This window comes from Streptomyces canus 299MFChir4.1 (genome assembly GCF_000383615.1).
GTDB classification, from domain to species: Bacteria; Actinomycetota; Actinomycetes; order Streptomycetales; family Streptomycetaceae; genus Streptomyces; species Streptomyces canus_C.
In genome coordinates this window covers 36,921-51,241 of the sequence record NZ_KB911607.1, presented here as the reverse complement: position 1 = coordinate 51,241, position 14,321 = coordinate 36,921, and the positions used below count along the sequence as shown (strand labels likewise).

Sequence of the window (14,321 nt, the reverse complement as noted above, 5' to 3'; positions counted from 1 at the left end):
TGACGGTTGTCTGTCTCTTGAGCCCGGGCCGCCGTGCCTGCTCGGCCACCGCGTTACTCGGCCGCCGCGCTACTCGGCCTGCTCCAGGTCGAACTCGCCGTCGCGCGCGCCCAGTACGAAGGCCCGCCACTCCGCCTCCGTGTAGCGCAGCACGGTGTCCGGGTCCAGGGAGGACCGCATGGCCACCGCGCCCTCGGGGAGGTAGGCGATCTCGACGCGTTCCTCGTGCTCCTCGGTGCCGGGTGCGCTGTGCCACTCGACGCCGGAGATGTCGAGGCTGTACAGCTCGTCCCGTTCCCTCGCCTTTCGCGCCTTGACGTCCTCGTCCGGCGTCTTTGCGGCGATGTCGTCCGCGTCAGTCATGGTCGGCGGGCCCTTTCTCATGAGCGAACCTCGTGCAGGAGCACCCTACTTGGCCTGGGCCCCCTCACACGGCGCAACGGTTCGGTCACGAACTCGTGTGAGGGGCCCGGACCTTGGCCGCGCCACGGGCCAGCCCGTCAGTCCATGCGGCGGGGCGCCCCGAGGAGACCGGTCTCCGCGTCGGTGGGCTGGGTCATCACGTACTGACGGTGCTTCTGCGTGCACCACAGGGCGACGTTGTCGGAGAGGGACGGCAGGGAGGACGCGTCGCCCTGGGGCAACCGCATCGACCTGCCCACGACTTCGGACTCCTGCGGGGAGATCCGCTGGACGCCGACGATGTCCGCGTTGGCCAGCAGCCGCGGCGCGGTGGGGCCGAGATAGGGGAGCAGGGTCAGCACCGACTGCCAGGGCGCCGTGGTGAGACGGCTGCGCGGCGGACGGATGCCGAGGTCGCGGATGATGAGCACCGGGCTGGCCGGGGACGGTCCCTGCGGGGCGATCCGCCCCACCTGGTGCACCGTCACGCACTGCTGGCCGCCGCCGGCCGCCTGCGCCATAGGCGCCCACAGCTGCGGACGGGCCGTCTCGACGGCCACGCGGGCGCCGATCGCCGCCGCCCGCAGGGCGATGACCTGGGCCAGCCAAGTACCGCCGACCAGCACCATGTCCAGGCGGGTGGGGCGGCACAGGCCCAGTACGGCGGGCTGGTTGTCGGGGTCGATGCCGAGGATCAGACCGTCGTCGCCGACCGGCAGGGTCAGCTGCGACAGCACGTCGGCGTCGACGAGGTGACGCTCACGCCGGGGGCCGAGCAGACCGAAGGCCGCCCGCAGACGCCGCTCGGGGCCGAGCCGGGCGGGCTCGGGGGAGCGCGGCAGATGTCCGGGACGCTGGCCGGGGAAGCCCGGGGTGGAGGTTCCGAAGCCGGGTCGGCCCGAGGGACGCATGGTGGGAGTGGACATCAGCGGGTACCTCCCAGCGGCAGGGTGGCCAGAACTCCGGGCAGCTGCTCACGGTCGAGCCGTACGAGACCGACCTTGAACGCGGACGCCGCCCGCTCCAAGTGCTCGGCGGCCTCGCCCAGTTCGTTCTCACCGCGGCCGGTGAGGCGGACGTGTCCGGACAGGGCCAGGACCTTGCCGCGCTGCCTGCTGATGGTGAGCGAGAAGGTGCTCGCGAGGGTGGGCGCGGAGGTCAGCGCACCGACCAGCCGGGGGAACGCCGGTCCGCCGCCCCCGAACTGCGGCCACTTCGAGACCCAGTACGTGGTGTGCAGCCGGTCGTCGCAGCGCCAGGTGCGGGTGGTCTCGGCCGTACGGCGGCCCGAGCGGCTGCCGTCCATCGCGGCACCGCCGGTGGTGGCCATCGGGTTGACACAGCTGGACGTCGCGATGGCCCCGCAGATGTCCGACTCGCTCAGCACCTTGGCCTGCATGCCGGCCCCCATGAGCCGGCTGGCCAGCTGGTCGGCGACCCGCAGCAGCGCACGCCGTGCGCCCTGCATACCGCCGCCGCGGGCCTCCACGGCCTCCGGGCACAGCTCCGGGTCGAGCTTGAGCGCGACCCAGGTGATACGCAGCCCCGGCGTCATGCTCTGGGCCTGCAGCGGCCCGTAGGAGCGGACCGCCATGGCCTGCGGGGGCAGGTGCGGGGCGGGCGCGGGCTGGGTGTGCTGAACGATCTGGACCGAGGCGAGACGGATGTCGTCGACCTCCAGCAGGCCCTGCAGCAGATCGAGGGGGATGTTGCCGGTGCCGTGCGAAGGACGCAGCGGGGTGTCCGCGGCCTGCACCTGAACCAGCGCGGTCAGGAAGGTGCCGTCGCCGAGCATGCCGATCTCGCGCTGCTCGCGGTCCTGGAAGCTGTAGGTGCGCAGCGCCGGGTCGCACTCGACGGCCGGGGCGAAACCGGGGTCGGTGCCGGGCGGTACGGGCTCGGCGTTGCGCCTGCGGCGGTCCTGGAGCGCGCGGGCGGTGCTGAACCACTCGGGCAGCGGGCGGCCGCGCCGGCGCAGCAGTCCGGCGAGGACCAGCGGTACGGCCAGCACCATGCCGACGGTGAGACCGATGGGGCGCAGCAGCCAGCCGATCAGCAGGACCGCGGCGGCCAGCTCGAAGCCGATCAGCTGCTGGACGCGGATGGGGCCGATGCTGCCGGGGCGCCGGGCGAGCGACGGCGAGGCCGGACTCGGCGGCGTGGATGGCTGTGCCGGTTCCGGCACCTGCCCCGGCCCCTGGTTCTCCTGGGTACGACGGCTGCCGTTACGGCGCCGGGACCTGGTCGCAGTGCTCATCCCCCGGTACAACCCCTTTGCATTGTCTGGCCGCGACTCGAGCTGGCGGCGGATCACCGTACCCCGTACCGTACGGTGCGATCGTCACACGGCATAGTAGAGGCCCCTGCAGGAGCAAACGCCACGGAGTACCGGGCGGCCCTGGGGAGTTCCGCATTCGGCAACAAAGCGAAATAACGGGGAGTTGACCCATCGATGGCGACACGTCGGGATGAGCTGAACGCTTACTCCTTCGCGCGCAGGCGCACGGTGGCGGCGTTTCTTCAGCCGTCTCCGCACGGTTCGGAAGAGGCCGCGCCGCGCCCCCTCAAGACGGTCCTGCCGAGTCTCGGTGTGGCGGCTCTGGTGCTCATCGGATTCGGGGCCTGGGGCATGCTCAGCCCGACCGCGCCGAAGGGCTGGGACAGCCAGGGCAAGAACATCCTCGTCGGCAGCGAGTCGACGACGCGCTACGTGCTGGTGAAGACCAAGGGCGAGGACAAGCTCAGCCTGCACCCCGTCCTCAACCTCGCCTCCGCCCGGCTTCTGCTGAACGGCGAGAACCCCCAGGTCATGAAGATCAAGGAGTCGGTGCTCGACAACAGCAAGTACCCGATGGGCGCCACCGTCGGCATTCCGTTCGCTCCGGACCGGTTGCCGTCCGCGAAGGACGCCGAGACGGTCAAGAACTGGGCGCTGTGCCAGTCCCCGGGGCAGGACGGGCAGCCCGTCAGCGCGACGTACGTGCTGAACAAGAGCGACTACCGGAAGCTCCTGCAGAACCAGGGGGAGCTGAACCGGAACAAGGTCCTGTACGTCGAGGGACCGAAGGATCCCGGCTCGCTCAGCGGCAACGGTGTGCGGTACATGGTCACCCCGGACGGGAGCGCCTACCTGGTGGGCGGCAAGGGGTGGCGGCTCTCGACCGAGAACACGCTGCAGGACATCCAGCGTGCCGTGTTCGGTGAAGGGGTGCAGCCGCAGCCCGTCAGCGCGGACTTCCTCAAGACGCTGAACGTCGTCGGCGACCTGGAGTTCCCCTCGCTGGGTTCGGACGCCGGGGCGCCGGCGAATGTCGAGGGGCTTCCCACCCGCGTCGCCAAGGTGGGCATGGTCCTCATGACCGGTACCGGGGCCAGGCAGCAGAAGTACATCGTGCTGAAGGACGAGGTGCGGCCCATCTCCGACTTCACGGCGGAGATGTGGCTCAGCAGCCCGTTCATCAACGCCGTGTACGCGGGCACGACCCCGGCGCCGGCACAGGTCGGGTTCAACGACATCCACCCGGAGAACGGTGAGTGGATGGCGGAGAAGACGTGGCCCGAAGAGCCGGTGGTGCAGGCCAACATGTTCTGGAAGCCGGGCGGCGACAAGGTCTCGTGCAGTGTCTGGCACGGCGGGGCGATCAACGAGAACAACAACCGGCAGCTGATGACGGTCTGGAGCGGCCGGGACTATCCGAAGGACCTCTCCCAGAGCGGTTCCCGCACCTATGTCTCGCCCGGCAGCGGCCTGCTGTTCAAGAGGATCACGGGCACCGACGCCGGCGGCGGCAGCACCTTCCTCGTCACCGACACCGGTCTGCGCTACTCGGTCCCCGCACGCAACGACAGCGCGGTCACCGGCGGCGAGAAGGCCGACACCCAGCAGACCAACGCCGCCCAGGTCAGGCTCGGTTACGGCAAGATCAAGCCGGTCGCGGTCCCGGCGGCGTGGGCGGACCTGCTGGCGGCGGGACCGGAGCTCAGCAGCGGCAACGCGGAGCAGGCGCAGGGGTCGTAAGCCAGGCTCCTGCTTCGCAACGAGGGCTCTCCTCCAGGCTGTTGGGGCCGGGGGGAGAGCTTCGTGGCGTTCACTCACCTCAGCTTTTTTGGGCGCGCGCGTCGCGCGCGTATAGCAAATAACTTGTGAAAAAGGTGAGTTGAGTTCATCGCGATCTCGCTACAGAACCCTTCGGATGTTCGTTCTGTCAGCGGATGCGTCTAGAGTGGTGGCAGACCAGACTGGCTACGCCTGCCGCCCTTCGGCGGCGGTGTGGCATGTGCGGGTCTACCTAGAACTCCTACGTCTCATGGGGGACACAACATGGCTGGACAGCAGTTCACCATGACCGAGGAGGAGATGGTCGCGTTCAGCGGCAAGATCTCCTCGGTCAACTCCTCGATCCAGGGCGAAATCTCCCGCCTGCAGACCGTGATCGACACGATCACGGGCGGCTGGAAGGGCTCGGCGGCCACCGCGTACAACAACCTGCAGTCGCAGGTGAACCAGGATGCCAACAAGATCAACCAGATCTTGAACGACATCAAGGAAGCGATCGACCAGAGCACCAAGGCCTATGCGGCTTCGGAAGAGGAGCAGCGCGCGTCCATCCAGAACATCGCGGCCTCGTCCCCCTTCGGATGATCGGACCCGTGCGCCGCGGCGCACGTCCGTGACCGACCATCCAAACATCTGAGGAGACATAGAAGAGATGTCCGGGCAGATTCTTGTAAATTTCGCCACGATCTCCCAGGCCGCGCAGGACGTCCGCAGCACTGCGGGCAAGATCCGTACGCAGCTTGACGAGCTGGAGAGCGGCGTCAAGCGCATCTCCGCCAGCTGGGAAGGCTCGGCGCAGGAGTCCTACCGCGCCAAGCAGGCCGAGTGGGACCAGCGTGCCGCCTCCATGCAGCAGACGCTGGAGGCCATCGCCAAGGCGCTCGACAGCGCCGCCCAGAACTACCAGGCGACCGAGTCGAAGAACGCCCAGATCTGGGGCGGCTGACGTGACCGCTTGATGGGGGCGGATGCGCTGTCGCGCATCCGCCCCCATCGGCGGTTCACGGGACGTATGGACTTTTCCGCTCATAGCGGGTTCACGCGTCCCACGCAGGAACAAAACGGGAGGACGTAAGACAGTGGGATCCGGGGCATCGCGCGTCGCGCGTCGGAGCGCCGCAGGCACCGCCGTCGTGGCGGTTCTGGCCTGTGGGCTGCCCTTGGCGGGGGCCACACCGAGCGCCGCCGCCGAGCGCGTGCGGACCACCTTGACCGACGACGACGTGCGCTTCCAGGTCGACGACACCAGCTGCTCGTTCCCGTCCGACATCATCAAGGGAACGCCCTGGTCGCTGCAGCGTGTGGTCCTGGACCAGCTGTGGCAGGACACCAAGGGCAAGGGCGTCAAGGTCGCCGTGATCGACACCGGCGTCGACACCGTCAACGCGCAGCTCAAGGGCGCGGTCGCCAACGGCACGGACTACCTGCACAAGGGCGGCACCGGCAAGACCGACCCCACGGTGGGCCACGGCACCAAGGTCGCGGGGATCATCGCGGCCAGGAAGCTCGACGGCACCGGTTTCGTCGGCCTCGCGCCCGAAGCGACGATCATCCCGATCCGGCAGAACGACGACAAGGGCAGCGGCAACGTCGGCACGATGATGAAGGCGATCAAGTACGCGGCCGACGCCGGCGCCAAGGTCATCAACATCTCGCAGGACACCGCCTCGAAGATGGACCCGGTCGTCGACGCCGCCTTCCGGCAGGCCGTCAAGTATGCGCAGGACCAGGACGCCCTGATCGTCGCCGCGGCCGGCAACGACGGGGCGGACGGCAAGGTCAAGGAGACGTTCCCGGCGGCGTATCCGGGCGTGCTCGCGGTCGCCGCTTCCGACCGCAACAACGCCCGCGCCCCCTTCTCCCAGTCCGGCCCGTTCGTGGGCGTCGCGGCGCCTGGCATCGACATGGTCTCGACCGTGCCGGTGGGTGGCAACTGCGTCGACCAGGGCACGAGTTTCGCGGCGCCGTACGTCTCGGGTGTCGCGGCCCTGATCCGCGCCAAGCACCCGGACTGGAACTACAAGCAGGTCATCACCCAGATCGAGCAGACGGCGGACCGGACCAAGGCGGGCCGCGACGACTTCGTGGGCTGGGGTGTCATCGACCCGGCAGCCGCGGTCAACGACGACACGACGACGCCCTCGGCCGACGGTCCGAAGCCGGACACGGCGGGCCCCGCGGGCGACTCCGCCAACGTCCAGGCCGCGACACTGGTCCTCGGCGAGTCCGAGCAGCAACGGACGGAACGGTACGCGCTGTACGTCCTCGCGGCCGGGTTCGCGTTGGTGTTGCTTCTGTTCGGGGGCGGCCGGGTCCTGAGCGACTGGCGGCGCAAGCAGGGTGTGGGTAACAACGTGGAGTCAACGGGGAGCTGAGCATTATGGCTGAGCAGTACAAGGTCGATCTGAGTGAGATCGAGGGGACGATCACCAAGCTCAACGGCGTCATCAGGGACATGACGACGTCGAAGTCGAGCTGCATGGGCAACACGTACCTGCCACAGGGCGCGTTGGGGACGGGCTTCGGTGAGGCGAAGGCGCTGTACGACGCCCACGAAGCGATGAAGGAGCGTCTCTACGAGATCGTCGCGCACCTGGAAGACGTGCTGGACGACTTCGGGAAGAAGACGAAGAGGACGCATGACGCGTTCAGCGACGCTGAGGCGGAGAACTATGCGGCGTTCAACAGGAAGTAACGGGATGTCCTGCTACGGGGAATCGAGGGGGCTGTAGACATGGGCGACAAGGGCATCGACGACTTCGAGTACGTCGAGACGAACCAGTGCATCGCGGCGAAGCACACCACGCCGTTCGGGCTCAACTACGACATGGACCAGATGAAGGACATGGTCCGTGACGCCGACCCGACGACCGTGCACAGGGTCGCAACGGCCTGGGAAGCGCTCAGCAAGGATCTGGTCGGGCCCGGCGGCATCAAGGAAAGCCTTGACGCCGCGGTAGAGCACGTTCTGGCCCACTGGGAAGGACAGAGCGCGGACCTGTTCAGGGAGCGGGCCCAGGTGATCAGCAAGAAGATCACCGACAGCTCCAAGTACGCCACGCACACGTCGACGTCCCTGAAGGGCGCCGCCGTACAGCTTGAGAAGATCAAGCCCGAGGTCCTCGCCATGGAGAAGCCGGGCAAGGTCTCCAGCGCGCTCGACTACATCGGCAACATGGGCGACCGCGACGACTCGGGCGCGAACAACGCCCTCAAGAGCGGCGCCGGCTCCCAGGAGGCCCTCGACGGCAACGCGGGCAGCCTGTCCGAGGGGCGCGAGGCGCAGCTGCGGATGGCTGTGAAGATGGAGGCGTTGGGGGCGGCTTATAACAGTCGGGCTGCGGAGATGGGGTCGTGGCGCAAGGGCAACGTAATCAATGACAGGGAGGATTACCCCGGCGAGCCGGGTGGCGTCGCGCCGGCGCCCGTAGTCGTACCTGCTGCAACCGCGACTGGAAGTCCGCGGCCGGCTACGACAGGTATGGCTCGCACGGGCCAGGTCAGCTCGATTGCCGCGTCGAAGTCTGTGGCGCCACCCTCGGGTATTACGGGTGGCGCGCACAAGCCCACCACCCCGCAACCTCAGGTTGGTACTGCGATTGACGGGGTTGCCGGTGGCCGAACCGGTGCACCTTCTACTGGCGGCATTGGGACGGTCGGTGGCGGAACTGCTGGCGGTGGCGGCGTGGGCGGTGGTGCAGGCTTCGTCGGCGGCGCGGTAGGCGGGGCGGCAGGAGCTGGCGCCGCTCGTGGTGGCATTGTCGGCCGCGCCAGCGGCACCGCGGGTATGGCAGGTGGTCGTGCGGGCGCTGGTGCTGGCGGCGTGGGTGGCGCGGGGGCCGCCAAGGGCGTAGCTGGCCGCGTCGGAGGTACGGCTCGTGGAGGTGTAGTCGGTGGCACACCCAAGTCCGGTGCGGGCGCGGGCAGGGGCACTGCTGGTGGCTCAGGGCTGCACAGCAGCCGCGGTGCCGCAGGAAAGGGAGCCAGCGCTGTCCGTAAGGGCGGCATCGCAGGCGCCCCCGGTTCGCGCACTGGCCGTCGCAAGGAAGACGAGCAGCACGAGGGCGAGCGTCCCGACTACCTGGTCGAGGACGAGGAAACCTGGACTCCGCAGACGAACGTGGCTCCTCGAGTCATTGAGTAGTCGCCTACAGTCGGTGCTCACCGGCACGTGACAGGATGCGTGGGCGTGGCTTCTGAGCCACGCCCACGTTCAGTAACGGGATAAGGAAGACGGAATGGTCTTGAAGCGAACGGCGCACGCATTGGGTGCCATGGCGCTGACTGTCGCGCTGATCCTTGCTGCAGCCCCTGCTGCTTCCGCCGACCAGACGAGACGTGATCAGTGGGCACTGGACGCGCTTCAAGCCGAATCCGTCTGGAAGATCTCGAAGGGTAAAGGCGTAACGGTCGCAGTCATCGACGACGGAGTGAACGCCGAGCATCAAGACCTTGCGGGCAATGTGCTCCAAGGCAAGGACTTTATCGATGGCGACAATGATGCGTCTCCGGTGGATGACGATCATGGCACGGGAATGGCCTCCATTATCGCTGGGCATGGCCACGGTGCAGGCGGGGCCGATGGCGTAATGGGCCTTGCGCCAGAGGCTAAAATCCTTCCTATTCGCGTGAATCTTGACGACGGATCTGGCTTTTCCGATGAGATCCGCTATGCGGTTGATCACGGAGCGATGATCATCAACATCTCCATGACGCTCGTGAATACGCAGTATGAGAATAGCGCGTCGCCTGCGGACCTTTCGGCGATCAATTATGCACTCAACAAGAACGTGTTGATTGTGGCAGGGGCAGGGAATGATGGAATTGGGCCTGACCTTCCATTTCCCGCAAATGCTTCTGGTGTCGTGGCCGTCGGTGGCGTGGATAAGTCTGGTAAGTACTGGGTAAATTCGAACTATGGCCCTGAGGTTATGCTTACCGCTCCTGCTACGCGTATCGTGACGGCGGGAGCCCCCGGAAACAGGCTACGGATCGGTGACGGTACGTCGGACTCGACGGCGTTTGTCTCCGCTGCGGCGGCGTTGCTGCGGTCGAAGTTCCCTGATCTCACGGCGGGTCAGGTCGCGAACCGGCTCGTCAAGACCGCGGTTCTGCCCGCCTCCGCCAAGGGACTCTCCGTCCCTGATGAAAAGTACGGCTACGGCGCCATCCGTCCGCTTGCCGCGCTAACTGGGGACATTCCGGCAGGCTCGAAGTTCGGACCGCTTGCGGTTCAGGGGTCTGATAGCCCTTCTGCTGCTGCAAGTGCCAACACGTCCGACTCCGGTTCCGCTACTGAACAGAAAAAGGCAGACCAGAAGCAAATGCTCTTCTTCGCCGTCCTCGGCGTTGTCGCCCTGATCGTGATCGGTCTCATCGTTCTTCTGATCGTGAAGCTGTCTCGACGCAACAAGAACAACAACGGCGGTCCTGGCGGGCCGGGCAGCTATCCGAACTATGGCCAGCAGCCCGCACCACCGCACCAGAACCCGTACCAGCAGCAGATTGCACCGCAGCAAAACCCGTACCAGCAGCAGTCCACGCCTCCTCACGGCCAGTGGCCGCCGCAGCAGTAATTCGAAGGCCCGCTCCGGAGTAGATCTGAACGGGAACTGTGGGGGCGCAACGACCGCGACTGTCGTTGCGCCCCCCATTGTTGGCTACCGATAGAAAACCGGACCCAGATATCCGGTGTGAGCGGTCTCTTCCGTCTCCCGTAGAGCCAGAGCAGCGATTTCGGCGTACGGTAATTTGCTCGGCGGCGCTCAGGCAACTGTTTTCGTGGAATTGAAGATATGCATCCCTGGGTACGGCCCGGGAGGCCAACGGGCAAAATTCGCCTGCTCGGCTGAGCGCGCAACTCGGCGAATGCGGGTCTTTCCGAAGATCATCGACCACACTCCGCTGGGAAAGATCCCGGGTCTGGCCGACGCCGTGAAGCTGGGTGAGAACGGCAAGACGTTCATCGACCCCACCTCGTGGGTCTCGCGCGGTGCCGAGGCGGCCTACCGTGGGTACAAGTTCGTCGAGTCAGCCGAAATGGCAACTGCCCGTCGAGCCGTCCGCGTTCGCGTCCGCCGCCTCCTCCTCGCGTCTCACGGTGCGGTGAACAGTGGTCCACGCAAAGGAAGATCCGGTATGTTCGGCCTGCTTGATTGGCATGTCCTTGCCTACGGTGCCGGGCGCACGACCTGGCCGAAGTGGGCACCGCACGTCGTACGGAAGCAAGGGAAGCCGTAGGCGAGTGAACGGACCGGGCATGCCCACCACTTTCACCACGGGGATGGGACAAGGGATGAGTACTCCCTTCGATGCGCCGCAGCACAGCGGATCCACTCGGACGCGGCTGAACTCCGTGCCCGCGGACGGCGGCGGCGGAGGGGGCGGCGGAGGGGGCGGCGGTACCAACGTCGACACCCAGCGCCTCGACGAGGCCGCCAACGCGCTCGTCGAGCTGCGTGGTGACACCGAGAACGTCGACAAGGGTGCCGACGACGACTGCCTGAGCGCTTCCCGTGGGCTGAACAAGCACAGTGCCGGGGGTATGGCCGAGGCGGGCTCCTGGGCCACCGCCGGTTCCCTGGTGACGATGGACGTCCGCTGGGGGTCGCAGGTCATCAACCTCAAGAGCCTGCTCCAGGAGATCAGCGACAAGCTCCACACCACCACCGGTCACTACACCCGCACCGAGCAGGAGGAACAGGCCCGCCAGCACTCGATCACCCCCTTTGGGTGAGTCGGGCCCACCGGGCCGCCGCCGTAGCGCCGTGCCCGGGTGAGCCCGTCGAGTCGGACAGTCGGACCTGAACCCCCTCACAAGGAGCAGTCGCACATGGTGTCCATCCCCTACCTCGACAAGGCCGATCTCGCCCCGCTGGCTGATGCCGCCGCTTCCTGGAAGGCCCTGCCTGCCAAGTACGAGTCGTTGCAGCGGGAGTTCGAGCAGCGGGTCGTCAACCACCTGAAGGGTCACTGGGACGGGGAGGCGGCCGATGCCGCCTTCGTCACGATGGGCAAGGCCCGTACGGAGTACGAGAACGCCGCCACCGAGGCGGAGCGCATAGCCAAGCTGCTGCTGGACGCGCACGGTGAATTCGGGGCCTCCCAAAAGCAGTTGCACGCCCTGCTGGACGAGGCCCGCAACGACCATTACAAGGTCTACGACGACGGCCGCGTCGAGGACGTGGACCCGCGACAGGACAGCCCCACGGCCTCCGCCTCGCCGGGCCTGGCCGAGGAACGCAAGAAGAAGCTGGACTCGCTCGTCTCCCGGCTGACGCGTGTCCTGGAGGTGGCCACCGCCGCCGACGAGGCCGCCAGTTCGGCCCTGGAACGCGACGCCAACGGCGACAGCCAGTCCTTCAACACCAGCGTCTACACCACGCTCGACTCCGTCGAAGCCGACCAGGCGGCCGCCCTGATGAACAAGAAGGGCCGGCTCTCCGACGCCGAGATCACCAAGCTCAACATGCTTCTCTCCGCCAACAAGAACGACCCGGAGTTCTCAAGGGACTTCGCGGTCAAGACCGGCGGCGAGAACATGCTGAGCAAGTACAACGAGCTCGTGAGCCCGCCGGCCGGTACCACGCTCTCCAAGGAGCAGCTGGCCCAACTCAAGCAGCTCAAGGCGAACTTGGGCACCACTATCGGTACGGCGACCACCTCGGACGACCACCGCAAGGGCGGCCCCGCCCCCGAGATCACCAAGTTCCAGAACGACCTGCTCAAGGCCGGCCAGCGCGACTTCAACGCCAATCCCACCGAGTCGCCGTACGGCCTCAGCGGCTACCAGCTCACCAGCAGCCTGATGAGCGAGGGCAAGTGGGACAAGGACTTCCTCCAGGACTACGGCGACGCCCTGATCACGGCGGAGAAGAACGGCGCCAACGCCGGTCAGAACCCCGACGCCTACTGGGGGTACCCGCGGACGCTGGGCACGACCAATATCGGGGCGCTCGACCCGATGGCGGGGTACATGGACGCGTTGGGACACAACCCGGAGGCGTCCACCGAGTTCTTCGGCTCGGAAACCACCGTCAACGGCGAAAAGGTCGACCACTACGACTACTTGATGAAGGACCGGCACTGGCCCGAGGGCGCCGGCTACACGGGCGACGACAAGAACCCGAACGGCTACAACAACCTCGGTCACGCCTTGGAATCGGCCACGACCGGCCACGCGTACGACGCCCCGATCCCGAACCCGCTTCCGAAGCACACCACCGATCAGGCCGAACTCACCTCGAAGATCATCTCGGATGTGTCCCAGCATCCCGATCTCGCCCACGAGGGAATGAACGACAGCCTCGGCCGCATGTCCGCCGAGTACATGCCCGACATCAATCGCGCCCTGGCCAACGACGAGAAGGGCCTGGACAAGCTCTACCCCGAGGGTGACAGCGCACCGGCGACCATCAGCGACAAGAGCGAACGTGACGTCACGCGGTTCCTCTACACGGTCGGCCAGGATCCGGACGGATACGCGGCGATCAACTACGGGCAGACGCAGTACACCAGCTCACTGATGCAGTATCACCTTGAGCATCCGGATGCCTACGACATCTCGGCGACCGAGAAAATCGAGAAGATCAGCACGAACTCGGCGGAGATCGAGGGCATCATCGGCACCGCCCGCAAGGACGCGGTCATCCACGAAAAGGTCGCGGACGACGCGGTGTTCAACAGTCGTATCGAGGCAGCGGGGGACTGGGCGAAGACCGGTGTCGGTATAGGTATCGGCGCGGGTACCGCCACCATCGCCTCTCCGGCAGGCGGTGCCGTGGCTGGCGCCGCAGCCGAATGGGTCAGCGGTCAGGTGATCGACTCGATGGTTTCCGGTGCCTCCAGGGACTCGCTCGGGGAAGTCGTCTACAGCACGGGTGGCGAGGTCGAGGATCGCAAGAGGTCCTTCATGGCGGTCACCAGCGACGCCGCGATGCTCGCGAACGAGCGTGCCGAGACCGGACTGAACCAGGAACAGGTGGACACCGCGGTGAGCAAGGGGCTCAACAGCGGCCACGGAAACGCCAAGGACAACCTGGACGACTTCGCCGGTGACCTGGATGCCGATACGTCCGGCCTGGGAAATTGAGAGGCCAGCCCGTGACCGACCCTACTCACCCCACACCCGAGGTCCCCGTGCGCACGAGCTCCGCTCTTCGGAAACGCCTGACCGTCGGCTTGCTCGCGGTGCTCTGCCTGGCCGCGGGAACAGTCATCGGTGACCGCTTCATCCCGTTCCGCGGTACGGGTGTCGCCGCTGACTGCGGTGGCATTCTCTCCACCGTCGACATGGGCTTCATCGAGCAGACCACCTTCACCGGCAGACGGGTCACCGCTACCGAGTTCACCGAGTCCGGAGCGGGCGACGCCTACCGGTTGGACTGCGCGATCGACGGCGACGAGAAGACGCAACTCGACGCACGGGTCCGGCTCACCACCGTCGGCGCCCAGGCATGGCAAGACGACCTCAAGGAGCGAGGCCGTCTGTCGGGGAAGACGAAGCCCCTGAGTATCACGGCCGCCGGTGGCCAAGAGGCTGCGGCGCTGTCCGGTGACTCAAGCGCGGCCCTCTACATCCCCTGCAAGTTGGAGGGCGGTGCGACCGCCCACCTCAGCGTCTCGGTCACGTCTCCTGGCGCCTCGGGCGGCGACACGGACAGCCAACGCCTCACCATCGCGGCCATCGCCTCCCGCCTGGCCAACCACTCCGTCCTCGATGCCGGGTGTCTGAAGCCCCTCACCACGGTCGATCAGTCGCCCTCCTTCGGCTCGTGACCGATCAGCCTGCGTGGCTCCGAAGGCACGGGCGACGTCGGCTGCTCCGCTCCGTGCTGACGCTGGCGGTTCTGGGAGCCGGGTA

The 14,321-nt window shown here is 67.0% G+C and carries 13 protein-coding genes; 10 read left to right on the top strand and 3 right to left on the bottom strand.

Annotated elements, in window-relative coordinates:
• Window positions 1–69: 69 nt before the first annotated feature.
• The 3 genes from H293_RS0135990 to eccE all read right to left on the bottom strand — a co-directional run bounded on the left by H293_RS0135990 (window position 70) and on the right by eccE (window position 2,659).
• A complete protein-coding gene (locus H293_RS0135990) occupies window positions 70–363 on the bottom strand; it encodes a DUF397 domain-containing protein (protein ID WP_020122660.1) in 294 nt (97 codons plus the stop codon).
• A 137-nt stretch (window positions 364–500) separates the two neighbouring features.
• Window positions 501–1,328, bottom strand: a complete 828-nt coding sequence (locus H293_RS0135985; protein WP_020122659.1) for a hypothetical protein — start codon at window positions 1,326–1,328, stop codon at window positions 501–503.
• Window positions 1,328–2,659, bottom strand: a complete 1,332-nt coding sequence (eccE, locus tag H293_RS0135980; protein WP_028808495.1) for a type VII secretion protein EccE — start codon at window positions 2,657–2,659, stop codon at window positions 1,328–1,330. Before eccE ends, H293_RS0135985 begins: the two co-directional genes overlap by 1 nt.
• Window positions 2,660–2,854: 195 nt before the next feature.
• Between eccE and eccB the strand changes: the two genes are divergently transcribed.
• The 10 genes from eccB to H293_RS0135920 all read left to right on the top strand — a co-directional run bounded on the left by eccB (window position 2,855) and on the right by H293_RS0135920 (window position 14,236).
• On the top strand, window positions 2,855–4,420 hold the full coding sequence (eccB, locus tag H293_RS0135975; RefSeq protein WP_020122657.1) for a type VII secretion protein EccB: 1,566 nt from the start codon (window positions 2,855–2,857) through the stop codon (window positions 4,418–4,420).
• Window positions 4,421–4,723: 303 nt separating this feature from the next.
• Complete coding sequence (locus H293_RS0135970) at window positions 4,724–5,044, top strand: WXG100 family type VII secretion target (protein ID WP_007385064.1); 321 nt, start codon at window positions 4,724–4,726, stop codon at window positions 5,042–5,044.
• Between the two features lie 67 nt (window positions 5,045–5,111).
• A complete protein-coding gene (locus H293_RS0135965) occupies window positions 5,112–5,405 on the top strand; it encodes a WXG100 family type VII secretion target (RefSeq protein WP_007385065.1) in 294 nt (97 codons plus the stop codon).
• Between the two features lie 133 nt (window positions 5,406–5,538).
• Window positions 5,539–6,834: a type VII secretion-associated serine protease mycosin gene (gene mycP / locus H293_RS0135960; protein ID WP_028808494.1), complete on the top strand. Its 1,296-nt coding sequence runs from the start codon at window positions 5,539–5,541 to the stop codon at window positions 6,832–6,834.
• A 5-nt stretch (window positions 6,835–6,839) separates the two neighbouring features.
• Entirely contained in the window at window positions 6,840–7,154 is a 315-nt protein-coding gene (locus tag H293_RS0135955; RefSeq protein WP_020122655.1) for a WXG100 family type VII secretion target, read from the top strand.
• Between the two features lie 39 nt (window positions 7,155–7,193).
• Window positions 7,194–8,603, top strand: a complete 1,410-nt coding sequence (locus H293_RS0135950; protein WP_028808493.1) for a hypothetical protein — start codon at window positions 7,194–7,196, stop codon at window positions 8,601–8,603.
• Between the two features lie 94 nt (window positions 8,604–8,697).
• Complete coding sequence (locus tag H293_RS50645) at window positions 8,698–10,035, top strand: S8 family serine peptidase (protein ID WP_078612766.1); 1,338 nt, start codon at window positions 8,698–8,700, stop codon at window positions 10,033–10,035.
• Between the two features lie 719 nt (window positions 10,036–10,754).
• Window positions 10,755–11,195, top strand: a complete 441-nt coding sequence (locus H293_RS0135930) for a hypothetical protein (protein ID WP_199790238.1) — start codon at window positions 10,755–10,757, stop codon at window positions 11,193–11,195.
• Window positions 11,196–11,291: 96 nt separating this feature from the next.
• Window positions 11,292–13,550 carry a hypothetical protein gene (locus H293_RS0135925; protein WP_020122649.1) on the top strand — a complete coding sequence of 753 codons (2,259 nt, stop codon included), beginning with the start codon at window positions 11,292–11,294 and terminating at the stop codon, window positions 13,548–13,550.
• 11 nt (window positions 13,551–13,561) lie between these two features.
• Window positions 13,562–14,236, top strand: coding sequence for a hypothetical protein (locus H293_RS0135920; protein ID WP_158694485.1), 675 nt, complete (start codon window positions 13,562–13,564; stop codon window positions 14,234–14,236).
• Window positions 14,237–14,321: the final 85 nt, after the last annotated feature.

What these genes read in the sequence shown, in the direction of transcription:
- H293_RS0135990 (WP_020122660.1), bottom strand. Translation starts at nt 363, where the DNA reads ATGACTGACGCGGACGACATCGCCGCAAAGACGCCGGACGAGGACGTC.
- H293_RS0135985 (WP_020122659.1), bottom strand. Translation starts at nt 1,328, where the DNA reads ATGTCCACTCCCACCATGCGTCCCTCGGGCCGACCCGGCTTCGGAACC.
- eccE (WP_028808495.1), bottom strand. Translation starts at nt 2,659, where the DNA reads ATGAGCACTGCGACCAGGTCCCGGCGCCGTAACGGCAGCCGTCGTACC.
- eccB (WP_020122657.1), top strand. Translation starts at nt 2,855, where the DNA reads ATGGCGACACGTCGGGATGAGCTGAACGCTTACTCCTTCGCGCGCAGG.
- H293_RS0135970 (WP_007385064.1), top strand. Translation starts at nt 4,724, where the DNA reads ATGGCTGGACAGCAGTTCACCATGACCGAGGAGGAGATGGTCGCGTTC.
- H293_RS0135965 (WP_007385065.1), top strand. Translation starts at nt 5,112, where the DNA reads ATGTCCGGGCAGATTCTTGTAAATTTCGCCACGATCTCCCAGGCCGCG.
- H293_RS0135955 (WP_020122655.1), top strand. Translation starts at nt 6,840, where the DNA reads ATGGCTGAGCAGTACAAGGTCGATCTGAGTGAGATCGAGGGGACGATC.
- H293_RS0135950 (WP_028808493.1), top strand. Translation starts at nt 7,194, where the DNA reads ATGGGCGACAAGGGCATCGACGACTTCGAGTACGTCGAGACGAACCAG.
- H293_RS50645 (WP_078612766.1), top strand. Translation starts at nt 8,698, where the DNA reads ATGGTCTTGAAGCGAACGGCGCACGCATTGGGTGCCATGGCGCTGACT.
- H293_RS0135930 (WP_199790238.1), top strand. Translation starts at nt 10,755, where the DNA reads ATGAGTACTCCCTTCGATGCGCCGCAGCACAGCGGATCCACTCGGACG.
- H293_RS0135925 (WP_020122649.1), top strand. Translation starts at nt 11,292, where the DNA reads ATGGTGTCCATCCCCTACCTCGACAAGGCCGATCTCGCCCCGCTGGCT.